This window comes from Nostoc sp. (assembly GCF_036917655.1).
Taxonomy (GTDB): domain Bacteria; phylum Cyanobacteriota; class Cyanobacteriia; order Cyanobacteriales; family Nostocaceae; genus Nostoc.
In genome coordinates, this window is record NZ_JBALCY010000059.1 from 26250 (window position 1) to 51306 (window position 25057).

Annotated in this window: 20 protein-coding genes and 4 pseudogenes; 5 read left to right on the forward strand and 19 right to left on the reverse strand. The window is 43.7% G+C overall.

The features are described 5' to 3' along the window. Positions 1 to 227: 227 nt before the first annotated feature. Positions 228 to 629 carry an Hsp20/alpha crystallin family protein gene (locus V7K30_RS20040; RefSeq protein ID WP_335002381.1) on the reverse strand — a complete coding sequence of 134 codons (402 nt, stop codon included), beginning with the start codon at positions 627 to 629 and terminating at the stop codon, positions 228 to 230. Between the two features lie 191 nt (positions 630 to 820). On the opposite strand from V7K30_RS20040, the gene V7K30_RS20045 reads away from it, so the two are divergent. After that, positions 821 to 1027, forward strand: coding sequence for a hypothetical protein (locus V7K30_RS20045; RefSeq protein WP_335002213.1), 207 nt, complete (start codon positions 821 to 823; stop codon positions 1025 to 1027). A gap of 243 nt (positions 1028 to 1270) precedes the next feature. Here the strand turns inward: V7K30_RS20045 and V7K30_RS20050 are convergent, their stop codons facing one another. The 3 genes and pseudogenes from V7K30_RS20050 to V7K30_RS20060 all read right to left on the reverse strand — a co-directional run bounded on the left by V7K30_RS20050 (position 1271) and on the right by V7K30_RS20060 (position 2383). Continuing rightward, positions 1271 to 1489 (reverse strand): hypothetical protein, encoded by a 219-nt coding sequence (locus V7K30_RS20050; protein ID WP_335002214.1) that lies wholly within the window; start codon positions 1487 to 1489, stop codon positions 1271 to 1273. Between the two features lie 350 nt (positions 1490 to 1839). Continuing rightward, positions 1840 to 2220: pseudogene (locus V7K30_RS20055) on the reverse strand (hypothetical protein); the annotation flags it as partial. After that, positions 2204 to 2383, reverse strand: coding sequence for a hypothetical protein (locus V7K30_RS20060; RefSeq protein ID WP_335002216.1), 180 nt, complete (start codon positions 2381 to 2383; stop codon positions 2204 to 2206). The gene V7K30_RS20060 and the pseudogene V7K30_RS20055, both read right to left, overlap by 17 nt. On the opposite strand from V7K30_RS20060, the pseudogene V7K30_RS20065 reads away from it, so the two are divergent. Then, positions 2295 to 2585: pseudogene (locus V7K30_RS20065) on the forward strand (hypothetical protein); the annotation flags it as partial. The gene V7K30_RS20060 and the pseudogene V7K30_RS20065 sit on opposite strands and share 89 nt — an antisense overlap. Positions 2586 to 2597: 12 nt before the next feature. Here the strand turns inward: V7K30_RS20065 and V7K30_RS20070 are convergent. Next, complete coding sequence (locus V7K30_RS20070) at positions 2598 to 3056, reverse strand: hypothetical protein (RefSeq protein WP_335002218.1); 459 nt, start codon at positions 3054 to 3056, stop codon at positions 2598 to 2600. A 209-nt stretch (positions 3057 to 3265) separates the two neighbouring features. Between V7K30_RS20070 and V7K30_RS20075 the strand changes: the two genes are divergently transcribed. Next, positions 3266 to 3967 (forward strand): Crp/Fnr family transcriptional regulator, encoded by a 702-nt coding sequence (locus V7K30_RS20075; RefSeq protein ID WP_335002220.1) that lies wholly within the window; start codon positions 3266 to 3268, stop codon positions 3965 to 3967. Positions 3968 to 4109: 142 nt separating this feature from the next. On the opposite strand, the gene V7K30_RS20080 is transcribed toward V7K30_RS20075, so the two are convergent. The 14 genes and pseudogenes from V7K30_RS20080 to V7K30_RS20145 form a co-directional block, all read right to left on the reverse strand. Further along, positions 4110 to 4448, reverse strand: coding sequence for a cupin domain-containing protein (locus tag V7K30_RS20080; protein WP_335002222.1), 339 nt, complete (start codon positions 4446 to 4448; stop codon positions 4110 to 4112). 390 nt (positions 4449 to 4838) lie between these two features. Next, on the reverse strand, positions 4839 to 5531 hold the full coding sequence (locus V7K30_RS20085; protein WP_335002224.1) for an alternative oxidase: 693 nt from the start codon (positions 5529 to 5531) through the stop codon (positions 4839 to 4841). A 54-nt stretch (positions 5532 to 5585) separates the two neighbouring features. Next, on the reverse strand, positions 5586 to 5867 hold the full coding sequence (locus V7K30_RS20090) for a hexameric tyrosine-coordinated heme protein (RefSeq protein ID WP_334860033.1): 282 nt from the start codon (positions 5865 to 5867) through the stop codon (positions 5586 to 5588). A 33-nt stretch (positions 5868 to 5900) separates the two neighbouring features. Next, a complete protein-coding gene (locus V7K30_RS20095) occupies positions 5901 to 6551 on the reverse strand; it encodes a nitroreductase (protein ID WP_335002226.1) in 651 nt (216 codons plus the stop codon). Positions 6552 to 6637: 86 nt separating this feature from the next. Then, on the reverse strand, positions 6638 to 7045 hold the full coding sequence (locus tag V7K30_RS20100; RefSeq protein ID WP_335002228.1) for a hypothetical protein: 408 nt from the start codon (positions 7043 to 7045) through the stop codon (positions 6638 to 6640). A 79-nt stretch (positions 7046 to 7124) separates the two neighbouring features. Continuing rightward, positions 7125 to 8684, reverse strand: coding sequence for a GMC family oxidoreductase (locus tag V7K30_RS20105; protein ID WP_335002230.1), 1560 nt, complete (start codon positions 8682 to 8684; stop codon positions 7125 to 7127). 300 nt (positions 8685 to 8984) lie between these two features. Continuing rightward, positions 8985 to 9947: an NAD-dependent epimerase/dehydratase family protein gene (locus V7K30_RS20110; protein ID WP_335002232.1), complete on the reverse strand. Its 963-nt coding sequence runs from the start codon at positions 9945 to 9947 to the stop codon at positions 8985 to 8987. A gap of 192 nt (positions 9948 to 10139) precedes the next feature. After that, on the reverse strand, positions 10140 to 10655 hold the full coding sequence (locus tag V7K30_RS20115) for a DsbA family protein (RefSeq protein ID WP_335002234.1): 516 nt from the start codon (positions 10653 to 10655) through the stop codon (positions 10140 to 10142). A 560-nt stretch (positions 10656 to 11215) separates the two neighbouring features. Then, positions 11216 to 11872, reverse strand: coding sequence for a response regulator transcription factor (locus V7K30_RS20120; RefSeq protein ID WP_335002236.1), 657 nt, complete (start codon positions 11870 to 11872; stop codon positions 11216 to 11218). Then, positions 11869 to 17883, reverse strand: coding sequence for an AAA family ATPase (locus tag V7K30_RS20125; RefSeq protein ID WP_335002238.1), 6015 nt, complete (start codon positions 17881 to 17883; stop codon positions 11869 to 11871). The genes V7K30_RS20120 and V7K30_RS20125 overlap by 4 nt, the downstream gene beginning before the upstream one ends. Before the next feature lie 220 nt (positions 17884 to 18103). Continuing rightward, positions 18104 to 18652: pseudogene (locus V7K30_RS20130) on the reverse strand (tyrosine-type recombinase/integrase); the annotation flags it as partial. 71 nt (positions 18653 to 18723) lie between these two features. After that, positions 18724 to 19590: a hypothetical protein gene (locus V7K30_RS20135; RefSeq protein ID WP_335002239.1), complete on the reverse strand. Its 867-nt coding sequence runs from the start codon at positions 19588 to 19590 to the stop codon at positions 18724 to 18726. Continuing rightward, positions 19577 to 19660 (reverse strand): annotated as a pseudogene (locus V7K30_RS20140) (element excision factor XisI family protein); the annotation flags it as partial. The gene V7K30_RS20135 and the pseudogene V7K30_RS20140, both read right to left, overlap by 14 nt. 24 nt (positions 19661 to 19684) lie before the next feature. Further along, entirely contained in the window at positions 19685 to 19819 is a 135-nt protein-coding gene (locus V7K30_RS20145) for a hypothetical protein (RefSeq protein WP_335002241.1), read from the reverse strand. A 610-nt stretch (positions 19820 to 20429) separates the two neighbouring features. Between V7K30_RS20145 and V7K30_RS20150 the strand changes: the two genes are divergently transcribed. Together V7K30_RS20150 and V7K30_RS20155 are read left to right on the forward strand one after the other, a co-directional pair. Next, positions 20430 to 22232, forward strand: a complete 1803-nt coding sequence (locus V7K30_RS20150; protein WP_335002243.1) for a ShlB/FhaC/HecB family hemolysin secretion/activation protein — start codon at positions 20430 to 20432, stop codon at positions 22230 to 22232. A 129-nt stretch (positions 22233 to 22361) separates the two neighbouring features. After that, positions 22362 to 25007: an S-layer family protein gene (locus tag V7K30_RS20155; protein ID WP_335002245.1), complete on the forward strand. Its 2646-nt coding sequence runs from the start codon at positions 22362 to 22364 to the stop codon at positions 25005 to 25007. The last annotated feature ends 50 nt before the right edge of the window (positions 25008 to 25057 follow it).

Below are 25057 nucleotides of genomic sequence, written 5' to 3' on the forward strand. Positions count from 1 at the left end.
GCTATCGCTGAAACCGTAGTTTAAGAGACAAACGCAGGTTATCATGGAAGATCATCCAAAATCAAGTCTTATTATCAGCGATAAGCTACGCTATTGACATAGGCGATTGAGCAAAGTGAAGTGCTGGAAGCGATCGCTCCCTCACAGGCAATTGCTACAAAAGAGCTTGGTCATCTCATAACCAAGCTCTTAGCTATCTCAATCAATTATTGAAAAATAGTTTCACACTATGCAGCAGGTTGTTCCAGATTAACCTTGACAACTTTATTCTTTTCTTGCTCGGACTTGGGTAGTGTCAGGTTCAAAATACCGTCTTTATAATCTGCGATGACATTGGTATTTTGAATCCGAGCAGATAGAGGAATTACACGTTGGAATTTACCATAGTAGAATTCACTCTTAGTAGTGCCATTGTTTTCGGTTTTAGCTTCAGACTTGCGCTCACCGCTAATGTGAACAGCGTCTTCGGTGACTTGAATATCTAAGTCTTTAGCTTCAAGTCCTGGTAGTTCTAGTTTTAGATGAATCGCATCATCAGTTTCTTGCAACTCAGCAGCCGGAACTTTGATAAAGCCTTTTTCAAACCGTGCAGAGGGGACTCTGGTATCTCCAAATAAGCCGTTTGACAGAGGTGCTGGTGCGAGTGTCAAATCTGAGAATAGGTTTAGCTGATTTGGTTCCAAGGGTATTATGGGGAGCGTGCCGACTAGCTGATTATCCGCCAGAACTGACAAATTAAGAGCATTTGCCTTTGGTGTCGCCAGAATAAGGAAAATGGTAGAGTTAAGAGTGATCGCTACGCTAAAAATGTTTTTAAGATATGGCTGACCAAAAAGATAAAGCTCAAGAAAAAAACCGTCTTGAACAGCTTCAAGAAGAACAAGGCAACACGGATTCTAAACACTCAGGCGGTGCTGGCGCTTCTGGCGGCAATTCGGGTGCAGGTAAATCTGGCACATCAAAAATTTCTGCTACTGGTACACCTGATGATATCGAAAAAATTGATCACGATCAGGATCAGGAGTAAAGCTGACTCCGACGAGTCAAGGTTTAACTGGGTCGTCTCTGATTAGTAACTCAACTCAACAATGCTGGATTGAATACCTTATTATTCAGTCCACATAAGCTTTCGCAACGCGATCGTCAGAAGGCGCACTTGAAAGTTAAGTAAGGATTTTGGCGATGATTACGATTATTATGACGAGGAGGATGATGAGGAATGAACTTTTCAACTAGAGGTTAGCAAATCTCTAACTACATAGTGCAATTATTACTTGTTCCCGGCGATCAAATGGTTGATAATTTGAGGTAAGTTAACAATTTCGTGCATTAAATCTTGTGGGCTAAATCCTAAAACCTTCAAGATAATCACGATGATAACAATTGCGATTGCTGTACTGAGGAATGTCTTAAATAAATCCAGTAATGCCCTGAAAATTATCAAAGCAACAATCACTGCCGCTACTAAAAGAATTAAATTAACTGGCATATTTTTGCCTGGGTAAATCTCAAAAAATCAGTAAACGCTAGAATTATTTGATTAACAAGCAACCTCCACCTATCGCCCAGATTTCATCCCCCTGTTGCTTGGCATCAAGTGTCAGATTTACAAAGAAGGCAGGAGGCAGGGGGCAGAAGGCAGGAGGTTAGAAATATTAATTAAAACAAAAGTTGCTGAGTTTAAAGCTCAGTTTAATATTGAATTATACCGAGACGCGCAGCGCGAGGTATAAAGCGTCCTTACTTCAATCCCACGTTTTTAAACGTGGGTTCCTCCAGCAAGAACTGCCTTCGACCTCCTGCCTCCTGAACTTGCTTTACTAAAGTTTATAATGTTGCGATCGCTAGTTCACCACGGCTTTCAATTATTGTCGTATTGCCATCTGACAGAAAGCGATTTTTGCCAGAACACTTGACTGCTTTTGTGAAAGCGTGAGTTTCAATACGCCATTCAACTGTAAACAGAGCCTGATTCCACGTATTGTATTCTGTCCACGAGAGCATATCTTCACTGAGGATAACTCTTGCTGCTGCTGGAATTTCGCTACCACCATGCCACTCATTAACAGTATAAATATTACTGCCTACTTCACTACGTGATTTAACTTCGATGTCGCGCACGTTTGGCATATAGGGAACTAGCTCAACCAGTTTGTCCCGATAGGTAGCATAAACCAGGGAACGGGGAAAAGGAATTTGGGTATTAGCACAGATGAGCATTAATTAATACCATATCCAAACATAGACCGAAGAATTGCCAAGAATTTAGCGATGGCGTAACCGCCCCCCGGAGGCGATCGCTAGCTGCCCAAGCACCGAAAGAGAATGCCCAAGAATGTCTGCGGCTGATGGGCATGGCTTTGAAGAATCTCGCCAGCGCCATGAACAATACCCAGGCGCTCGAAGCTGCTGCGATAATTCTGGGGAGTGAGCTGACACAATCCGCGATCGCATATCGAGCCGAGCAATTGCAATTGCTACCCCAGGCGATTAGCGACATTAGAGCAGTGCTAGCTAAACCGGGGTGTCGTTGGCAGGACTATTGTGCAGTGGCGCAAGAATATGAGGTGATTAAACATGATTTTCAATCCAGATAATTAGGGAAAAACAATCTTTTGTTCTGGGGCATGACCGAGATAAATGTAGGCTGCGGATTTCAATACTATTTCCGAGTAGAGAATTTTTTGAATTTCCAAACTCTTAACGCGATGAGCAGTTGCTTGATAAGCTTTGATTTCACCTGCAAGATTAAAATCTCCACCAGTTTGATAGTGGTCATAATCATGAATCGCCAGAAATGCAAATCCATAAAAAGGGCTAGGATAAATTGCACTATCATAGCTTTCTGCTGATTCCCAGAGGTGTCCTTGCTCAATATCTGCAAACATTTCTACTACTGTTTCATAGCGCATATAATCAGAAAATTGAACGTTAAGAGGAAGTTGTTGAAACTCGCTCATCAACCAATCACAAAGTTCATTTTTAGTTTCTTCAGAGATATCGACTGGTTGACTTTGTAAGTAAAGTTTGGCTAATGTCTCTAATCTAGATGTCATTTTTGTCATCTCCTTTAAGCCGTATTTTTATTTTCAGTACATCAATATTTTTATCAAAAATAAAGTATTTTTTTATTCTTTTAATGTCTGAATGCCATTTGTTATCATCTTAAGATGACAGAAATTATAAATAAAATCTTTGAGCTAGCTCAGTTTTCAGAGAAAAGTTATTGAATAAATTACGTCTATTTACATAGCGCGAAATCATTATGTTAGTGACTGTCAAAGATTTAGGTAAAGTTCACATTTTTGCTGAGTTAAAATCAGAAGAATTAGAGCAACTAATACCCCATGCTAAAATGCGTCAATATTTGCGTGAAGAAATTATTTTTCACGAAGGTGAATTATTAGCAGCAAAACTGTATGCTATTGCATCTGGGAGAATTCATCTTAAGAAAACTGCTGCAACAGGTAAAGAAACCATATTAAGAATCTTATACAGTGGGGAAATTTTTGCCGCACATGCGCTACTTGGGGATGGTACGGCACCAGCAACGGTGGTTTGTGAACAAGACTGTCAAATTATCACAATTGACAGGACAGCATTGCTGGAAGCTATTCGACAAACTCCAGAAATAGCCTTACGGATGATGACTGTTTTGAATCAACGCCTTCAGCTACTCCACAACACCATACACGGATTAATTTCGGAAAGAGCAATAGTTAGGTTAGCGAGGTTTATTCAGTATACAATGTTGCATTATGGTACGGAAATATCCAAAGAGGGGCAATATTTAAAGGTGAATCTTTCTTACTATCAAATGTCTCGGAGTATTGGCATTACTTATGAGGAATGCGTACGTTTGCTGGGGAGTTTAAAGTCTGTAGTTAATTATCGACGGGGCGGGAAAATTACTATCTTGGATGTGGATGCTTTAAATAAAATAGCAGAAGGGGACGAAAGTTTATAGGGCTACTATTTGATTTTCAAAAATACACATATGGTGGGCAATGCCCACCCTACAAGTACTTATTTTTTTTCAAAAATCAAAACGGATTCCTATAGAAAGGTTGAGTTTCGCCATCATCTCAATCAAATCAGGGCTAAGTTAACTAGGAATTTCCCGAAAATATCAGCAAGAAAGCCAGATTTTCTTGCGCTTGCACTGCATGAGGTGCATTTGCTGGTATGAATACAAATACTCCTGGTGCTAAAGTAATATCTCTCCCTTCTAAATTGATATTTCCTCTTCCTTCCACTACTGTTATTGCCGCGTTACGATTGGAAGTATGTTCGCCAATTTCCGTACCCGCAGCCCAACAAAATAAACTATATTGACTGTTGTTATCTTTGAGTAATACTTTACTCAAAATGCCACTTGTAGGGTATTCAATTAAATCTTGTAAGGTAGCAGTAAAAGAAGTGTTAGATGATGCAACTTTGGTATTCATAATTTCACGAACTCCTAACTTGATATTCTTACTCTGACATCAAGTTTGTGTCCTGTCTCTGAGGTTGCTCATAGTTGAGGATAAATTTTTGTGGAACAAAGGGTTATTTGTCTTTTGCCATTTGTCATTTGTTTGGAGTTATTTGGATTTATTTTATAAACATTCTCTCAGACGTAAGAGCGCGATCGCAGTGAGCTGTCGGTGCTGACGTAAAAAATAATTTTGCGTCAACACTGATATCTCTAAGTAAAAATTTCACTACCCGTTAACTTGCGTTCGCGTAGCGTGGGCTTTGCCCAATCGCTTTCTGTGAAACGCAACCTGCGGCTTTAGCAAGTGTTGGCTAAACCCCTGACGAGGGCGCGTTTATGTTTAAGTGTGTGGTTCATATCAAATTTCTCCTTCGATGGGTAAAGCTTTTGCCGCAATGAAAACTGTATGAGGACTGTGAAAGGTTAGCCGCGCTTGCGGTTGCTGGAGTGCCTTCATTGTTTTTACGTGTTCGCATTCGTCCTCGCGGATGTTCGTAAACACGTCGTACAGATTATCCACAGTAGGACGGCGAAATTCACGACCTGGTGTAGTCTGCATTTCCTCAAACATATAGAGATCGCCATCGCGATAGTAGTCGATCGCTACCTGGGGAGCGGATTGAGTTTTCAGTTCCTCCTCATTACTTTTCAAGTAGTCGTCATAGGTGTGGTAGGCATGATCTTCAATTAGCTCCATTAGGTAGTAAGCATAGCTGGGAAATAGCATATAGAGGGGCACGACCACCCAGTAGTAAGCAACTGCAATATGTTGGGCGATAAAGCGATCGCCCCAAATACGATTGCCCCCCAATGATTCCATAATCAACAGATGATGTAATTCGTTCCAGGTTTCAGCAAAGTGAACTTTTAACAAGTCAGCTTTGCGCCAAAAACCAAGCGTTTCGTAGAGATGCAGCACTGATAGATAGGAAAAGTAAGGAACGCGGGCGATGGTTTCCAGTACATAAAACCGAGCGTAGGAACGATTTCCATAGACGACATCGACAACGAATACAAAAAAGCTGACGATCACTCGAATTAAAACTTTCATGGTACATTCCTCCAAAATCTGAACACATTAACCCATAAGAGCGATTTTGAGAGACTATTTACGCCAGTAATTGTTAGCAGCAGCAATTGTGGCAAACTCTGTTGCCACCGTCTGTCCAACGGCAATCAGCATCATGGCATCGTTACCATATACGTCTCGCAGTTGGTTGCGTTTTTCTTCATCCGGCTGAGTCAGTTTAATAATTAGCCGTGCCATTTTGACTGCCAATTGTCGTCCTGCTTCTGGTGTCTCAGTCAATAGTGAGTTATTAGGAACCAATGTAATTTCGGGTGGTGTCACAACAGGTGAATTGGTTGAAGCTATTACATTATCCATGTCAAAATCTCCTAAAATAAGGAAAAACAGGCTTTAATGGTCGAGGAACGTAACGTTTTTCTCAACAGATTCACGGCTAATATGCAGATGATTAGCGGAGAAATCAGGATCGGAATAGCCAACGGCTAAACCACAAATAATCAATAATTCCGGTGGGATGTTCAATTCGTTACGGATGATTTCGGGATAACCCGCTAGTGAAACCTCTACGCAAGTGCCAAGTCCGCGAGCAGTTAGGCACAACACCAGCGTTTGTAGATACATCCCCACACTCACAGCATCCGCAACGCCAAGGTCTCGGTGCATACAAACAATACCAACGACTGGTGCGCCAAAAAATTCGTAATTGCGGAGAACGGCTTGTGTTCTATTCGCTTTATCGTCACGAGCAATGCCCATTGATCCGTAGACTTGCACGCCTAGTTCCTGGCGGTAATGCTGGAAGGCTTCTGGAAGTGGTGGGATGTTAGGCAGTTGCTGCTTGGCTTGGTTTAGCAAAGCCTCTTGGAGGCGATCGCGACGGACACCAACAGCAAACACCATGCGCCACGGCTGGATGTTTGAATTTGACGGCGCGAACTGGGCTAAAGTGAGAGCTTCATCAAGCAAATTTTGCGGCACTGGTTGAGATAAGAATTTGCGTGTTGAGTGCCGGTCTTGAATCGTTTGGTCGAGATCGAACATATTCAATCAACCTTGATGAGAAATAAATGTGAACTCAAATACTCATCTAGCAGCCTCAGAAGACTCCCGCCACGCCGAGAAGTAGTTTACAAAACTTGTTCTTGCTGAGTCGCCGTTTTCAATGCCACTATACCAACCCAACAGCCAAATCCATTCACAATTAATATCAAGATGGCTGTAACTTGGAATAGCATTCCCCAACCTGCAAAGGCAACTTGAGAAACATGATCCGGACTAATTACAAGCAAATGATTGTAGATTGCAAAAAGCAGCGATCCTGCCATTGAACCCAGCAACAGCCAGCTACCGAGGCGGTAAAACTGTGTCCAAACTAAAACAGCTGCAATGATGGGAATTAGAAAAGTCACAATCGCCACAAACGAACTCTGAAGCACAGAGAGGGGAACTGGGATTTCTATATGTGCTAAACCATGTAATGCATTAGCGATCGCATGAAGAACCACGATCGCTGTTCCATATTGAGCAATCTTCATTTTTCTTCTACCTCAAAATTTTAACTGGCATGAAGAATCGTCACTTAGTAACTTCTAAATTGTCCGGTCATTGAGCGAGTCAGTTGGCAATTGCTTTCTGTCCTTGCTTTGAAAAGCTACCTGCTGTTTTAATTAAAGCAGCTGCTTTTTCGCCAATCATCATACTGGCCGCGTTCGTATGTCCCGTAATTACAGTTGGCATGATTGAAGCATCGACGATACGCAACCCCTGAACTCCATGTACCCGTAGTTCGGGGTCTACAACTGCCATAGAGTCAGTTCCCATTTTGCAAGTGCCGATAGGATGAAACACCGTACCGCAAACGTTGCGGATATAAGCTTCGAGTGCTGCATCACTAGTCACGTCGGCACCAGGAGCAACTTCCCGACCTCGAAACGGATCGAAGGCACTGGTATGAAACAATTGGCGCATTAATTTAATTCCATCAATTAGCTTTTTCACATCGGATTGACTTTGCAGATAGTTCAATCGAATCATTGGTGCATCTTTGGCATCCGGCGAACGCAAACTGACACTGCCAATATTTTGGGGATGAGTCAAAACGACTAGACCCGTGAAGCCTAAACCAGAGTTGGGATAGCCAGGAGGTGCCCACAGAATCGGGCCGAAGACCAGCTCTAAATCCGGTGCAGCTTCCAAATTACCTTCACTATGCAAAAACAATACAGCTTCGGCGATGCCATTGCTGGTAATTGCCGTGTGTAAATCACCAGTTGCTTCGTATGGAAAAGGAACAACAATGTGGTCTTGTAGATTTTGACCGACACCAGGCAAATCAACGACAACAGAAATCCCCATTGCTTGTAATTGTGCTGCATCTCCAATGCCAGACAGCATCAGCAACTTGGGCGAATCGAATGCGCCTGCACTAACAATCACTTCCCGATCGACCCTGGACTGGTGCAGTGTTCCTTTGTGCAGATATTCTGCTCCAACGGCGCGAGTTCCTTCAAATAACAACCGAGTTACGCAAGCTCCAGTCATTGCAGTTAAATTGGGGCGATCGAGAATGGGCAGGAGGAAAGCAGCCGCAGCACTATGCCGTTTCCCATCTTTGACCGTCAATTGAAATGGCCCTACTCCTTCCTGTTGGATGCCATTGAAATCAGGATTGTAGTCATAACCCAGCGTTATTGCTGCCTCTACAAATTGTTGGGATATTGTAGCAGGAGCAATCAGATCGGTGACACTCAACTCGCCATCTACACCGTGGTATTCGGAGGCACCGCGTTGCTGATGCTCAAATTTCTTGAAATAGGGCAATACATCCTGATAACTCCAACCGGGATTGCCTAGTGACTGCCAGCGATCGTAATCGTGATGATTCCCTCGGACATACAGCAGGAAATTGATTGAACTGCTGCCTCCCAAGACTTTGCCACGAGGACAAAAGATTTTGCGATTGTCGAGATACGGCTCTGGTTCAGAGAAGTAACCCCAGTCCACCTCAGTACCAAGTAGGGTTGTGCAGTCTAACGGAATTTGAATCTCTGGTTTTGTATCTGGATTGCCGGCTTCGAGTAACAATACAGTCGTATCAGGGTCTTCGGTCAGACGGTTGGCAACTACGCAGCCTGCTGACCCGGCACCAATCACAATGTAGTCATAGCGAGTCATGATTCTTTCTCCTTTAGTCAGTAAAAATCCAAAGTAGACGTAATCTCATAGTTAAAACCCCGTTTTGTAAGGAATGATCCTTAATAGAATGGCACTAAGTTAAGATATAACCCTTGCCCTGACTGGTTCCTAGCCTGAAGGCTGGGAACCCATCCTGGGAGGGCTGCCGCCTCCTCTTTCTTGACGAGAGGCAGCAGCCCTCTTGGAATACATTCCCAGCCTTCAGGCTGGGAACGAGGCAACACAAGGCTTTGGGCTTATCTTAGTGCCATTCGATCCTTAATAGTTAGTGTTAGTACGTTAGCTTGCACGAGCAACGGCACTTTCAACCAGCCATTCCAGCGATCGCGGCTGAAAATTGAGTTCGCGTTTTGCCTTAGCATTGGATGCGCCCCGCATCTGCGTACCGTAGTAGACGGCATCCGCACCACCTACTTTCAGTGCCTCTGCAACTGATATCTGCGGAGGTGGTGGTGCATTGAGCCATTGGGCATAGGCAGGAAGCCACTCGCGCACTGCTAAGGGGCGATCGCCCGTAATCAAGTAAATGCCAGGATTGCCTCGTTCTGCTGCTGCAACTGTAGCGATCGCTGCATCGTCAACGTGTAACCACGACCATACGCCTTCTCCATTCCCCACGATTGGGAACTGTTGCTGTCGCACCTGGTTAGCAGCGTCACCATCGGCAGCAAACCAAGTCCCAGACCCGTAGAAGAAGCCATAACGCAGAGCAATCCCTTCTAGATTCGGCGTTTCAAGGAGGTGATGCTCAATTTCGGTGACTGTGTGTGCATCGGTGGCAACGGCGGGCGAAGCATCCAACGATAGCGGTGTTTCTTCGTCTGCCAATCCAGTACCAGGAACTCCCCAGAATGCGATCGACTGTCTCAAGTAACGGCGCACGCCTGCCGCTTGTGCTGCTGCCAACACATTAGCACCCCCTTCTAAACGAATACGCCGATTGAATGGTGCGGCAGCACTCATCGATTCGCCAGTGTAGGTTTTGGGTAGTGCGGTGAGTTGTTCGATTACCACTTCCGGTTGAGCGCGAACTAGAGCAGCTTTGACAGCATCAGCATCAAATACATCTGCGATCGCGAAGCGTAGGCTCTGCCTAATCGCAGGTTCCACACCTTGTTCGACTAAAGTTTGCGCGTTTTCTGAAGAACGGGTCAATGCAACCACATTATGACTTTTGGCAAGCAATTGCGCGATTAGCGGACGACCGATTACTCCCGTTGCGCCTGCAACAAAAATCTTCATCTGTGAACCTCCTGTTAAAATCTGTGAAACATTTTGATAGATAAGACGAATTAAAACGACTAATTAGGCTGATATTAGTGCGGGTAAATGTAAGCCTGCTTAACAATTTCTAGAGCGTTCATTGTCATCTTTTCCTCATCGAGTCGAGCCAGATTAAGTTACCTCTCATGCTTGCCTAAATTCATCCCGCTATTATGTAACACCAGAATTTTTAACTTGGGCGATCGCTATGAGTAGTCTCTCCATATCCCAGGCATCCCTGTAGCGAATTTTGTTGATAAATAAAGCTGGCGTACTACTGACACCACTTTGTATACCACTTTCAATGTCTTGAGTGACCCGTTCAGCATGAACATGGTCTGTCATGTGCCGAAGGAATGGATCGATGTCAAGCTGTATCTCATGGGCATACTGTAGAAGATATCCATTATCAAGTGTAGATTGATTCGCAAATAAGGTATTATGCATTTGCCAAAACTTATTTTGTGCGGCGGCGGCTTCTGCCGCTTCTGCTGCCTTTTGTGCTTGGGGATGAAGGTGTGTGCGGGGGAAATGGCGGAATACAAAGCACAATTGGATCTGTTGCTGAATCTTTTGAATCATCCTGTTAACCTCACCACAGGAAAGACATTGATAGTCCCCGTATTCCACTAATATGACTGATGCATCCATTCCTCCTTGGGTATGGTCGTGTTTTGAAACTGGCATGAGCAGCCTATCACTATCGCTTGTCTGACTCATCATTTTTTTCTGCGGTCTGTGCATAGCATCTTGCCGATGAAAATGCTGGAAAGAACAGTAATATCATGTCCGCTTGATTGCTTATTAAACCCGAAGAACCCCACCCCGCCAAAGCTATGCTTTGTCTCCCCTCCCGAAGAGCGGGGAGGGGATTAAGGGGAGCCAGTGCGGTCTTGGGGTCTCCCCAAGTGGAGCATCTGGCGTGTGGGCTGCAATAACTATGGGAATCACAACGAATTACCCGGACATGATATAATACCAATTCAAAAATCAAAATTCAAAATTCAAAATTCAGAAAACTAGATATCACAAGGGTTTGAGAGTATGTATCTGTCGTATTCTTTTTTTTCAAATTGGTATAAGAAATTGAATATCGTTTCTTAATTCTGATAATATGGAAATTCTCCCGGTTTGTCACATCCCCTGCGAGAAGTTTTTGTACTAGCAATATGGATAGCAATTAACTTACTCTCAGGGCTAGAAATAACCTATTCTCAAGAGCAGGTGATGACTCTGGAGCTAAATTTTTAAAGTGTAATAATGCCGCGCTTGAGAGCAACAATCATCGCTTGAGTGCGATCGCTTACTCCCAACTTACTAATAATATTTTTAACATGAAATTTGACCGTTCCCTCAGCGATTCCCAAGACAGTGCTAATCTCTAAGTTGCTCTTACCCGTTGCCATCAGCCGCAGCACTTCTAACTCACGCTGGCTCAGTTCTGGACTATGTAGCCGTTCTGCTAGTTTTGCGCCCACGGCTGGGGGGATATATTGTTTACCGTTGTGAACTGCCCGAATCGCTGTTAGAAGTTCGTCTGGTTCTGCATCTTTTAAGACATAGCCCTTTGCGCCTGCCCGCAATCCCCGATAGATGTCTTCGTCACCGTCGTAGGTTGTCAGGACGATGATTCGAGCATCGGCAAACTCAGCGCAGATGGTAGCGATCGCTTTAACGCCGTCCATCTCAGGCATTCGCAAATCCATCAATGTGACATCGGGTTGATGTTGGCGGAACAATTCTACTGCTTCGTAACCGTTGCAGGCTTGTCCAACTACGGTCATATCAGGTTTATAGTCGATTACAGCTGCCAAACCTTCACGCATAAATGGATGATCGTCGCCGATCAAGACGCGGATCGCACAGGAATCAGGTGTAGGGGATGAGCGATGTGGGTGCGTCATAGTGTTTGAACTTTAACTACGATTTTTGTCCCTTGTCCCAGGTGGCTTTGAATCGTCAATTCTGCTCCAATCCGTTGGGCGCGTTCGGTCATTCCGAGTAACCCAAAGCCCCGACCGATAGACAGACTGCTGCTTTCAAACCCTTGCCCATTGTCTCCGATCTCCAAGACGAACTGCGATGGTTCATACCGCAACTCAACCCAGATTTCCCTTGCATTCGCATACTTAAAAGCGTTGGTTAACGCCTCTTGCCCGATGCGAAGCAGATTCACTTCGACCTCATTCGGTAAAGGATAGGGTTCGCCGATCGCGCTGCAAACTACCTGTACGGATGTCAGGGAAAACATCTGATTCATGAATCGCTCCAGGGCGCTATACAAATTCCCTTCTTCTAATATCTGTGGGCGGAGTGCTTCTACCGAACGACGAGCATCGGCAAGCCCAGAACGCGCCAAAACGCGCCCTGTTTTCAGGTGTGACTGGGCGGCATCTGGATCGAGCTTGAGGCGCTGGGAGGCAGCATCTAAGTGAACAATGATGCTAGTAAAAGCTTGGGCTAGCGTATCGTGAATTTCTCGCGCCATACGGTTGCGTTCTTCCAAAATTAATGCATTTTCGCCGCGTTTGCGTTCGCGCAGTGCCGCGTTTCGCTGTTCGCTGATATCTGTAATCAAACCATAGTATCCTCTCACCTGAGCATTGATATCTAAATCAGGGATGGAGGTGACAGCAACATACTTTTTGCCCATCGGCAAAGGTAATTCTGCCTCATAAGTTATAGTCTCTCCCGCTAGCGCTCGATTGATGTATGGTTCAATAATTTGATAAGCTGCCTCACTCATGACTTCACAAACCTGCTTACCCAAAATCTTATCTCGACTACAGCCATACCAATCCTCATAAGTTCGGTTGGCAAATCGATAGCGCCGATCTGCATCTATATAACAGATACAAGCGGGGAGAGCGTCGGTAATCAGACGTAACTCCTGTTCTCGGTGGCGCAGTGTGGCTTCGCTTTGCTGTAAAGCTGCTGTTCGTTCTACTACCTGTTGTTCTAAAGTGCGGTTGTAATTGGCTAACAGTTGCTCTGCTTGTTTGCGCTCGGTGATGTCTTGAAAAGCTGCGATCGCATAAATCACCTTGCCCTGTTCGTCAAAAATGGGTGTCCCCCAACCTTCAACCGGGATGGTTGCATTGTTTTGGCGAATTTCTAAATCGTCAATTCTTGTGCGATCGCCTTTCAACGCCCGCATCACTGGAAGGTTTTCAATGGGATATGCTCGATCTGTTCCCGCCAGATAAAGTTGATAAATTTCTGCAAGTTGCTCTGGTGTCGCACCAGGAACAATGCCTTTACCTAATAGCTGAATTGCCTGTTGATTGGCATAGCAAGGGCGACCAAGCGTATCCACGACTCCAATTCCTACCGGCACTGCTTCTAAGAATTGAGCCATCTTACTTTCGCTAGCGCAAAGCTTTGAGTAAAGTCTGGCATTTTCTATTGCGATCGCTGCCTGTGTCGATAAAAGATTTAAAACTTGCGATCGCGTAGCGTCTCCAAAGGAGACTCGCTCTGGTGTAAATGCCCCAGCCGCTAGTTGATTTTCTAGATACAATACGCCGACGAGCTTACCTTGATTCAGCATCGGCATACATAAGATTGATTGAGGTTGATGGTGTTGAATGTATGGTTCATTAATAAAATTACCTTCACGAATCGCATCATTTAAAATGACACATTCATGAGTCCGAATAACATAATTAATAATTGATTCTGGAAGATGATTTGCTGTTGGGATAGATTGCAAAACTTGCGTAGTATAGGCATTCTCACCATCACTATCATTTAGTTCACAAGCAGCTTCAATCAACCATTCTCCTGAATTCTCCAAAATCAAAATTCCTGTCTGTGCGCCAGCATTCTCAATTAAGATTTTCATCAAGGACTTGAGCAATTGATCCAGTTTAATTTCACTAGAAATTGCCTGAGATGCCTTTAGTACCGCTGCTAAATCAAAAGCGATAGGTGAACTGTTAGAAGTCGTTTTAGAAACTTTGGGAATTGGCGTGTAAGCCACATCTGATAACTGAGGAAATAGCTGTGGATAGCGAGTTTCTAAATCTTTGACCTTTGCAGTCGCTCCCCAACGCTCATAACAGTAATGAGCTTCTTTCATGTAAGTTTGGGCGAACTTTTCCCGACCTCGCGCCAAATAATGTTTTGCAGCCAATTCATAAGCTAACGCCTCTTCTTGGATATATTTATTTTCTCTAGCTCCAAGAATTGCTTGTTCGTAAAATTCTTCTGCCTCAAAAAAATGACCTAAAACTCTTGCAATCTCTGCTTGCAGCAAATGATATTTATGCAAATGATTCATTGGCGCATAATCTGCCCATCGCTTTATTTTCGCCTGGCTAACACCGACGTTTTTGATAATTTCACCCTGCGTTTGATCGCTGCTTTCGGGGTATGTCGCGAGCTTTGCCAGAGAGTCATAGAGGTAATACAAAGGAAAAAGGGCTGTCCCTCTTGCTTTAAGTAAATGTCTTTCGGCTTTCCTAGCATTTTCAACTGCTTGAGAATACTCAGAAAATAGATAGCAGAGGAAAAGTTTGTTGAAGTGTACTAGAAAAATTACGGCTCCATCTGTTTCATGCTGTGGCAGTCTATTCTCCTCATTGTAAGCTTCGCCAATTAGATGAGTTAGACTGCCCGAACATCCCATCAAATTTAAGACAGACTGCTGAAATATTTGATTCCAGGCGAGTGGTGTTTCCTGTTTGATTTGATGGATTGCTTGACCATAAGTTCTCAACTCGCGTTCAAGTTCCACGAGATATTTTCCGGCAAGAAAGGATTGCAGGCAGTAAGTGTGAGCGCAATAGGCGGCAAACTCTAAATCTCCCGTTTCTAACCCACTTTGATAACCTTCGGGTAATTGCTGAGATGTTTCTCTAATATGTTCTTTCCAGTGAATAATGAAGACATATACAATGAAAAATGTCTTAGCTCTGAGTGAATAAGTATTAGTAGACTGTGACAACAACAAAAGAGCAAGCTGCCCAAATTGGTAGCCTGACTCAATGTTTCCCACCATTCCACAAAGAATTAACCCAAAGTTGGCATAAGCAAAACCAGAGGTAAACGTATTGCCATACTGGATTGACAAGTTGACCTGTTTCGATGCCAGTAGCGGCATCAAATCAGGAGCAGCTATTTGGGCAGCAATCATAATACTTGATAGAATTCGCATTGCCGCCAACTTCTCCGGCTCGGTCATTGCTGGTAAATATCTCAAGTCCACAATCGGCTTCTCACCCAGAAGTAATGTAATTGTGTCTAATTCCAGCTGAATATCTGACTTACTTGGCTCTTTGGGAAAACTGATCCCTAGTTGCTGCAAAACTTGCAATGCAGTATTAATTGCTTTCAATGGCTGGCTCTGTGCCATGTCGGTTTGAATTTTGACTTCGTAAACTTTTACGATGTCGAGGATAGTTTTAGCTTCTTGAACAACGATCGCCACCCAATATTCTACCTGCTCAAAATCGCCACACAAGTACTCGACTTCTGTTATTTCTAAATATAAATTTAAGGTCAACTCATAGTTGGTTTGCCAGCTAGAAGCTGCCATCAATTCTCTGGCTTTGGCTAAATATTTTTTCGCCATACTATAGGCGATCGCTGCCTTTGCTTTCTGACCAGCAATTAAATTTAATCTAGCAATTTCATTTCGTTCTGGTTGATTGGTAACAAGCTCAATCCCCTGATTCAGATGATCGACAATTTCAAACAGCCTGTCTTTTATCTGCTCTGGTGAAGTATTTTGTAGCAGATTGCGACCAATTTGTAAATGAACAATTTGCTTGTGCGCCTCATCAATTAAGGCGTAGGCTGCTTGTTGCACGCGATCGTGCGAGAATTTATACTCTTGAATTAACAAGTCTTCGTCTAATTCAGATACGGGTTGGATTAATCCAGCTTGTATCGCTGCTAATAAATCTTGGAAAATCGTTTTAGATGATTTCTCACAAATAATTGATAAAGTATTTAAATCAAATTCAGCCCCGACACAAGCAGCTAAACGGAGAATTTGCTGTGTGTTCTCTGGCAATTTCTTCAACTTGCCAAGCATCAACTCCACAACATTATCGGTGATATTTTTAGCTTGAATTTGAGCAATGTTCCACTGCCAACTTAAGTTTTCAGCATCAAAGGTCAATAAATTTTCGCTAGACAGCATTCTCAAAAATTCATTGACAAAGAAAGGATTGCCTTCAGTTTTACGCAATACCAACTCAGCCAAGGAAAGATAGGTATCAGTATTGTGATGCAACGTCTCGGCAATTAACTGACTTAACGGCTCCAACGTTAAGGGTTTCAGGATAATTTCTTGAAGTACTGCTCCTTTTTTTCGCAATCTCTCCAAAGTTAATATCAGTGGATGTGTTTGATTTACTTCATTATCTCGATAGGCTCCAATTAAAAATAAGAATTGAGTTTGCTGATCCAGCAGCATCAATTCAATTAACTTCAGTGTTGCTGAGTCTATCCACTGCAAATCATCTAAAAAAATCACAAGCGGGTGTGCTTTTGAACAAAACAGCCGCACAAATGATTGAAAAATGCGATTGAAGCGGTTTTGGGCTTCGGTTGCGCCAACTTCCAATACAGGTGGCTGCTTGCCAATAATTAACTCCACTTCTGGGATCACATCAATAATGATTTGTCCATTGTTTTCCAAAGCTGTAAGTAGACGCGATCGCCATTGTTGCACTTGCTCGTCTGATTCACAGAGTATTTGTCTTACCAATTTTTGCAGAGCATCTGCGATCGCGCTGTAGGGAATATTGCGCCCAAATTGGTCAAACTTACCAGAGACAAAATAACCGCGCTTTGCAGTAATGGGTTTGTAGAGTTCCTGCACTAACGCTGATTTGCCAACCCCAGCGTAGCCAGATACCAACATCATCTCGACTTGGAATTTTGGTTTGCCTCTTTGTTCCCTTTGTGAAGTCGTTTCTGAATTGTTTGGTAAAGCTGGACACGCTACGCGAACAAACGCTGCCAGTAACATTGCAACTTCCTTATCCCGTCCATACAGTTTTTGGGGAATTTGAAACCGATCGCAAACGTCTTGAAGAGCTAGTTGAATGCTAGAGATTTGACCGATTTCTGCTAATTGAGCGGCACAAATTTCTAAATCTGCTTTGATTCCCCAGGCACTCTGATAGCGATCTTCGGCATTTTTCGCCATCAGTTTGAGAATGATATCTGAAACTGGCTTGGGAATCGTTGTATTTATTTCATGAGGCGGAACAGGCTGTTTAGCTATATGACAGTGGACTAGCTCAAGGATGTCCGTTGTTGGAAACGGCAGATGTCCGGTTAGCAGTTTGTAGAACGTCACACCAAGGCAGTAAAAATCGGTACGGTAATCGAGCGAACGATTCATCCGCCCGGTTTGCTCTGGAGACAGGTAGGCAAGTGTGCCTTCTAACACATGAGGACTTTTGAAAGTCGGATTTGTGTGATTAAATTGGGTAGCAATCCCGAAGTCAATAATTTTGACAACGCCAGTATCTGGATTGAGAACAATGTTTCCCGGATTGATATCTTTATGAATGACACTAGCTGCATGGATTCTACCCAGAATGTCGCTCAGATTGATGGCAAGACGCAAAAAAACAGATAAGGGCATGGGGGAGAAATCTGGGCACTTGTGCATCCATTGCTCCAGAGACTCTCCGCCAAAGTCTTCTAAGAGAATGACGAGAGTGCGTTGATACTCCTGCTGACTGTACGCCTTGACAACTCCTCCCAGGTTAAGGAAGCGGGTAATTTCGTATTCCTGTCTGTAGCGGGTTAGTTCCTGGGGAGAGGGATAATCTTGCTTGAGTATTTTTACGACTACCGCCAAATTATCTTGTACCCTGATGCCCCGATACACCAAAGATGCCGAACTTTCATATATCTTGCTTTGAATGGCAACTCCCGGTAGGGCAATCATTGCGCTCTCTTTCGATGATGATTATGAGCAACATCGTTAATTATACAGTTTGTAATTTGTTTTCATGATAATTACCAAAATTGTTTTGACTTGAGGCAAAATCTGCCGAGGACACAAAGCATAACCACTACCATTAGGGAGCATCCCAGTTTTTATTCTCTTGGCAAGAATAAAAGATTGTTACAGGAATATAAAAGACGGAAGTGATGAGACACGATAAGTGGATAATAAAGTGAATGATCGCTATATCCCGTTGCTTTGTCTCTCCCAGCAATTCCAATGCTGACCACACCCGTTCCATCTGTTCTGGGGTCAAACTCTGGTCTGGTGGCAGTGGCACTTTTTCCAGTTTAATCCCTAGTGTAGGATTAGTAGCAATTAGCTTAGGATACGTATAGCACATCCATTTGAAAAAGCTTTTGAGTGCCGCAATCCCAGCATTGATGCTGCTTTTTGAAAGCGGTTTACCTGCATCAGTCCGCACTTCAGAGAGCAAGTATTCTTTATATAGCGCAAGGTGACGTGGACGCAATTCATGATAGTGTAGCTCACTCCAAGCCAAAAACCGCTTTAGTTCCCGCTCATAAAGCTTACGGCTGTTTGGTGCTAGGTTATTGCTGCGTAAAAACTCCAGCACCTTTACCCACCGGACATCAGTTGGTGGGGTTGTTTTTACAGGTCTTTTAATTCCTCCTGATTCTCTAGTAAGTGCTGCATCTTCAATTGGAATTAATTTAATTGGTGGTAAAGAATCTGCACTGTAATTCATTAATTTTCACCTCCCCTCTTCGAGCAGCCAGAAGCTTTTGGGCACCCGAATCAATGTATATCTTTCCCAATTCAAAGACCAGCCTCAGTAAATGCTTGGCTAAAAACATCAACCAAATCCAAAATTTCTGCCCATTGTGTCAGGTATGTGTAATCTAAACCTTCTGCCTGTAATTTTAATATCCCTAACACATCGCGCCACTGTTTTTCAGATTGACTTCCTTTACCCCATCGCAATTTCTGTAAAATTGTATCTTCTGCCGAAGCCACCCAAAACTTAGGTATTCCTTCTAAGTCAATTAGCTGGCGACGTACCATTTGGGATACTGCAAATGCTGAACCGTCCGTGATATATAAGTCAGCATTAGCAATAGTTTCGGTATGTGTAATATTCAGCATTCGCTCACGTCCTTGCTTTAAACCCTCAACCGCACCTGCTGGACAATAGTATCCTGCACCTTCAAGTGTTGCCACCAAAAAATTGATTTGCTCCGGCTGGACTTCAATTACCAAATCTAAATCACGAGTCGAACGCGGTTCTCCGTGTAGCGAAGCTGCAACACCACCGCTTACGTAGTAAGGGATATTAGTTGACTCAAAAATTTGGTGTAGCTCTGCCGCTAAAGAGATAGAATCCTGAATCCACATGTTCTCATCATTACCTTTGGGATGGAAATCAACCCTATATTTTTCTGCTAGTACAGCACGGGTAAAAACATGGCGTATTTCCTCTAAAGATGCTCCCCGATGTCGAAATTTAATTCCTGCAAGGCAAAGTTTCTTCACTCCTCGATCATGAGCCATGAACATTTTTAACCGTTGGGAAAGCGAAAATTGCCGCAGGCGAGCGAACAGATATATGTCTGCCTCAATGTTTGTATCAGCTGCTTGCGGCTGGTAATTCAACTTTGAACTGATTGCTGTTTTAACTAACTGCATATTCTGTAAACTGACGCTTAAATGGCGAATGAAAACCAATCACAATATCTTGTTGAGGTATTCCCAAATTAACCTTCGGGAATGTTTATCGTCTCTACATTGGCTGTAGTTCCATTATTTGCCCTAGTTTAATATCCAACAATAAGCAAAGCAATTCAGGTAAGCAACTTTGCTCCCGTTCTAAACGCCCAGCTAGTTCATCCGGTATTTGAATAGTTGGTTTTGTCACGTTTGAAACCATTAGGTGAGCAGTTTGCTCATATTATGCTTGATATTACGTTGTAATACAAGACTTTAATACAAAATAAAGAGTAATTATTCTATCTTCAACTCTTTCTTATTGTCCATTTCAAAAATCTGTGACATATTCGCTTTCATCTGAAAAAGCGCATGAGATTTGATCAGGGATTACTCATGACAAAGCCGATCATTGTCATCAAACAGTAGATTAGACAAAAATTCCACTCTTGTGAGATTACTGATGAATCAAAATTGTGCTTTGGTGCAGTATTGTTTTGAGAAAATACTATAAAAAATAGTAGTGTATGATACCGTTTTTGGGGGAATGTAAGAAAGCTGATTGCCCAACTCTTCACTACATACTTTCGCAAATGCGCTCCGGTTTCAGGAGCGCATTGCGTTACGCGATCGCTTTCCCCAAAACAAAACCTGCATAGCAATTGTTTCCAGGTAGACGCTCAAGGGCTAGTTCACAAACTAAATAGTAATATTACTGATTCTTCCTAGAAAAATTTAAGTTAAATATAGTATTTACTACGTATTTACTTGTACATTCCAGGTATTAAGGATTCCATCTGTAATTTATTTAATTACAAATAATGATTATAAAAACCTTGGTTAGAAATCAGCCAGAGGTCGGCAACTTCGTAGGCAAACTGAGGATTTCTGCTGGGTTTCTAACACTCAGTTTTGCGATCGCAGCAGTATTATGCAACTATCAGGATGCGATGTCTACGACGGGCGTAGCTACGGCCCAAACTCCTAATCCTCAGACGTTACCGCCTAGTCGATTAGAGGATCTTCCGGTCACTCCCTTACCGTCGGATCTGCTGCCGAAGCTACCAGACAAGAATCAATTGCTTCTATCCCCAAAAGTACCGAATCAGCCAATTCTAGGACAGGATGACCCCAATGCCAGATTTCGGGTCGATCGCATTGAAGTTGTTGGTAGTACAGTTTTCAAACCAGAACAGTTTGCGGCTATTACAAATCCCTTTGTGGGAAGAGAACTGACATTTGCAGAATTATTGCAAATCAAAGATGCGATCACCAAGCTTTACACTGACAACGGTTATGTCACAACAGGGGCATTGATTACACCGCAGACACTGGAAGTTGGAACAATCAAAATTCAGGTGATTGAGGGCAGTCTGCAAGAAATCAAGATTATCGGTAATCGACGATTGAGCAGCAAATACATTCGCGATCGCATCCAACTTGGTGCTGGCAAACCCCTGAATATACCACGCTTACTGGAAAAGCTGCAACTACTCCGCCTCGATCCGCTAATTCAAAACCTGTCAGCCGAGTTGCAGACAGGCGTACATCCGGGAAGCAATATATTGCAAGTTGAAGTTCAAGAAGCAAAAACTTTTAACCTGACGGCAAGCCTGGATAATGGGCGATCGCCGAGTGTTGGCAGTTTTCGCCGGGGAGTGGATCTGCAAGAAGCCAATTTATTGGGTTTGGGCGATACCCTGAGCGTGGGATATGCCAATACCGATGGCAGTAATACAATCAATGCCAATTACACGCTGCCGATTAATGCCCACAACGGCACTGTATTCTTTGGTTTTAGCCAAGGGTGGAATCACGTAATTGAAAAGCCATTCAGCGTCCTTGATATTCAGTCAAATACCCGGTCATACGAATTAGGCTATCGCCAACCATTAGTACAAAAACCAACCCAAGAGTTGGCAATTGGGCTGTCATTCTCGCGCCAGGAAAGCCAAACTGAGTTAGGTCTTGATAACATTGGGCCGTTTAAACTCTCCCCTGGTGCAGATGCGAACGGAAAAACCAATATTTCAGCCCTGCGCTTTTTTCAAGAATATACCCAGCGAAGCAACCAATATGTATTTGCGGCGCGATCGCAATTTAGCCTAGGCGTAGATTGGTTCGATGCAAATGTCAGTAATAATGAACCAGATAGCCGCTTTTTCGCGTGGCGGGGACAGGCGCAGTGGGTGCGGCAATTAGCACCGGACACTCTATTTTTAGTCAGGGGCGATTTGCAATTGGCAGCAGATTCCTTAGTGCCTTTGGAGCAATTTGGTCTTGGTGGACAGCTAAGTGTACGGGGCTATCGCCAAGACGCATTACTCACAGATAATGGCCTATTACTTTCCGCAGAATTTCGAGTCCCCATTGTCCGCGCTGCCAAGATTGGCGGAGTACTGCAACTGACACCCTTTATTGAAGTTGGCAAAGGCTGGAATGTCAAGGGCGAAAATCCATCACCGAGTACGCTTCTGAGTACTGGGTTGGGGCTGTTGTGGAAACAGGGTGATCACTTCTCAGCCCGTTTTGATTGGGGCATTCCCCTGATCTCAGAGGAGGGTGATAAGCGATCGCTTCAGGAAAATGGGCTGTACTTCTCGGTGCGTTATTCGCCGTTTTGATCGAGGCGATCGCCTAGTTGATGGTTCAAGACAATACCATTTTGGGCATCCTAAATACATTTAATCATGTTATCAATCATGCCCTTCATGGGAACTATAACTTGAAATCACTAAAGGAAGTTTTTAGTCATGAGAGTCGTACCCTTTCTATTTATATTAATCAGTGGGCTATTAACTCCAGGGTTGATGCGATCGGCGATCGCTCAAGTGACATCCGATGGCACAACTAACACCACTGTCAATCCAAGTAGTAATAATTTTACTATTCTTAACGGAATTGAAAAAGGTAATAATTTATTTCATAGCTTCAGTAATTTCTCTGTACCTACAGGTGGTTCAGCCAGATTTGATTTAATTAACACCCCAAATATTACAACTATATTCAGTCGGGTTACAGGTGGAAATGTTTCCAATATTGATGGGTTAATTAGCACGCTTAATAGTAGTAACCCGGTAAGTTTGTTTTTGATAAATCCTGCGGGGATTGTGTTTGGGGCAAATGCCCGCTTGAATATTGGTGGCTCCTTTGTGGGGACGACGGCGAATAGTATTAAGTTTGCCGATGGGACGGAATTTAGTGCTGTGAATGTTTCGGGTACTCCTTTGCTGACTATAAGTGTACCTGTAGGTTTGCAACTTGGGGCAAATGCTGGAGCGATACAAGTTCAAGGGGCAGACTTGCGAGTTAAAACCGGACAAACACTAGCGTTACTTGGTAGTCAAATCGACATGACAGGGGCAAAATTGACGGCACCAGATGGGCATATCGAACTATGGGCTGTGCAGAATGCTGGGATTCAAATGGAAAATCAAGCTCAATGGCAACTGACGAGTCCTGTGGCTACGACAAATTGGGGCACAATTACGTTACAAAAAGCTTCATTGGTTGATGCAAGTGGAATTAACGGGGGTGCAATTAACATCCGTGGACGTGGGTTGACGGTGCAGGATGGGTCGAATATTAGTTCTATTACCTTTGCTGGGCAAGGTAAGGGAATTACTGTCAAGACCACAGACTTTGTTGACCTGCTGGGTGCTTCTCTCCCAGGACAAATTAATCCTGGCATTGGAACTTCTGTAGGTATCTTTTTTGGACCTCCAGCAACTGGACGAGCTGGAGATGTAACAGTAGAGACAGGACGCTTAAAGTTAGCAAATGGAGCTTGGCTTCAGTCCTCTTCTAATGGCAACAATTCTCGCTCGGGAGATGTAACTGTTCGGGCTTCAGATGTACAGGTGGTAGGTTCTAATCCATTTTTTCAAATCCCCACCTCGATTACCACCACTCTCTTTAGTGGCAAGAACAATGAGAGTGGAAATATTTCCATCGAAACAAATCGAATGCGGCTGCAAGATGGTGGAATCGTCAGTACATCTTTGATACCCTTTGACCCTGTCTCTGCTCCCACGGGCAAGGCTGGAAATATCTCAATCCGAGCAACTGAGAGCCTTGATATCTCAGGATACACACCCTCTCTACTACTGTCTGGAGTGGGTACGAGAATTGGTCAAACAGAAGGAGACGCGGGAAATATCTCAATCGATGTTGGACGTTTGCATCTCTTTAATGGCGGGTCTATCCGCAGTACTTTATCAGGAAAAGGGAAAGCGGGAAATATCACCATTCACGCGCAAGAGGTAGCAGTTAGCGATCCAGTAATTGATGTTATCAGCAAATTACCTGGTGGCATTACTGTTTCCGCGGGTGATAATTCAGTAGGTTCAGGTGGAAATATCGCCTTAACTGCTGACAACCTACGGCTCTTTAATGGAGGACAGATCACCTCTTCCAGCCAGGGTCAGGCAAATGCGGGGAATATTAACTTACAGGTTAAAAACATTGATATCCAGGGTATGTCTCAACCTTTAACTAACGGTCAAATTTTGCCCAGTGCGATCGCAGCATCTTCAACAACTAATTTTAAGGCTGGAACGATAAATATTACATCTGATACAGTTAAAATACGCAATAGTGCGGAAGTGACCGTGAGCAATATAGGAGGCGGAGATGCAGGTAATTTGAATATTACAGCCAATAATATTTTCCTCGACAATAAAGCCAGTCTGCGATCGGAAGTCAAAGGAGGTAGTCAAGGTAACATTCACCTCCAAGCAAATGATGTTTTGCTGTTACGTCGTGGCAGTAATATTACAACTAATGCCACTGGTACTTCTACCGGAGGTAACATTGATATTACTGCTGGAGCTATTATTGCCCTTCCTGACGAAGATAGCGATATCGTTGCCAATGCGGTACTCGGAAGCGGTGGAAATATTCAAATCACCACTCAAGGCATCTTTGGGCTGAAATTCCGTCCCCAACTCACCCCAGAAAGCGACATCACCGCCAGTTCCCAATTTGGAGTGAGTGGCACTGTTCAAGTTAATACTATCGGTATCGATCCAAATTCCGGCTTAGTCGAACTACCAGCAAATGTAACCGATCCATCGCAGCAAATTGCTACAGGCTGCGCGGGTAGTCAAGGCAGCAGCTTTGTGGCAACGGGAAGGGGTGGAATACCACAAAATCCAACGCAGGATGTGAGGAGCGATGTCTACGACGGGCTACGCCTACGCACTTGGTCTGATATCCGCGATCTCTCTGCATACCGCAAAACCCAGAAGGTACAAGCCCAAATACCCCCAACCCCAGAGGTTCTTGTCCAAGCTACTTCCTGGCATCGTAACGCTCAGGGCAAAATTGAGTTAGTTGCAGATAGATCTCCTGCTCAGATGCAACAGTCGTTAACCTGTGCTGCTGTTCCCAAAAGTTAATGATGTTATCAACAACGCCCTAAATGGGAACTCTAATTTTAAATCCCTAA

Excerpts from the sequence above, each read along its gene's own strand:
- V7K30_RS20060 (WP_335002216.1), bottom strand. The coding sequence starts at position 2,383 with ATGGCGCTGGCGAGATTCTTCAAAGCCATGCCCATCAGCCGCAGACAT.
- V7K30_RS20115 (WP_335002234.1), bottom strand. The coding sequence starts at position 10,655 with ATGCCAGTTTCAAAACACGACCATACCCAAGGAGGAATGGATGCATCA.
- V7K30_RS20120 (WP_335002236.1), bottom strand. The coding sequence starts at position 11,872 with ATGACGCACCCACATCGCTCATCCCCTACACCTGATTCCTGTGCGATC.
- V7K30_RS20085 (WP_335002224.1), bottom strand. The coding sequence starts at position 5,531 with ATGAAAGTTTTAATTCGAGTGATCGTCAGCTTTTTTGTATTCGTTGTC.
- V7K30_RS20095 (WP_335002226.1), bottom strand. The coding sequence starts at position 6,551 with ATGTTCGATCTCGACCAAACGATTCAAGACCGGCACTCAACACGCAAA.
- V7K30_RS20135 (WP_335002239.1), bottom strand. The coding sequence starts at position 19,590 with ATGCAGTTAGTTAAAACAGCAATCAGTTCAAAGTTGAATTACCAGCCG.
- V7K30_RS20080 (WP_335002222.1), bottom strand. The coding sequence starts at position 4,448 with ATGAATACCAAAGTTGCATCATCTAACACTTCTTTTACTGCTACCTTA.
- V7K30_RS20105 (WP_335002230.1), bottom strand. The coding sequence starts at position 8,684 with ATGACTCGCTATGACTACATTGTGATTGGTGCCGGGTCAGCAGGCTGC.
- V7K30_RS20150 (WP_335002243.1), top strand. The coding sequence starts at position 20,430 with ATGATTATAAAAACCTTGGTTAGAAATCAGCCAGAGGTCGGCAACTTC.
- V7K30_RS20070 (WP_335002218.1), bottom strand. The coding sequence starts at position 3,056 with ATGACATCTAGATTAGAGACATTAGCCAAACTTTACTTACAAAGTCAA.
- V7K30_RS20100 (WP_335002228.1), bottom strand. The coding sequence starts at position 7,045 with ATGAAGATTGCTCAATATGGAACAGCGATCGTGGTTCTTCATGCGATC.
- V7K30_RS20110 (WP_335002232.1), bottom strand. The coding sequence starts at position 9,947 with ATGAAGATTTTTGTTGCAGGCGCAACGGGAGTAATCGGTCGTCCGCTA.
- V7K30_RS20045 (WP_335002213.1), top strand. The coding sequence starts at position 821 with ATGGCTGACCAAAAAGATAAAGCTCAAGAAAAAAACCGTCTTGAACAG.
- V7K30_RS20050 (WP_335002214.1), bottom strand. The coding sequence starts at position 1,489 with ATGCCAGTTAATTTAATTCTTTTAGTAGCGGCAGTGATTGTTGCTTTG.
- V7K30_RS20090 (WP_334860033.1), bottom strand. The coding sequence starts at position 5,867 with ATGGATAATGTAATAGCTTCAACCAATTCACCTGTTGTGACACCACCC.
- V7K30_RS20075 (WP_335002220.1), top strand. The coding sequence starts at position 3,266 with ATGTTAGTGACTGTCAAAGATTTAGGTAAAGTTCACATTTTTGCTGAG.
- V7K30_RS20155 (WP_335002245.1), top strand. The coding sequence starts at position 22,362 with ATGAGAGTCGTACCCTTTCTATTTATATTAATCAGTGGGCTATTAACT.
- V7K30_RS20125 (WP_335002238.1), bottom strand. The coding sequence starts at position 17,883 with ATGATTGCCCTACCGGGAGTTGCCATTCAAAGCAAGATATATGAAAGT.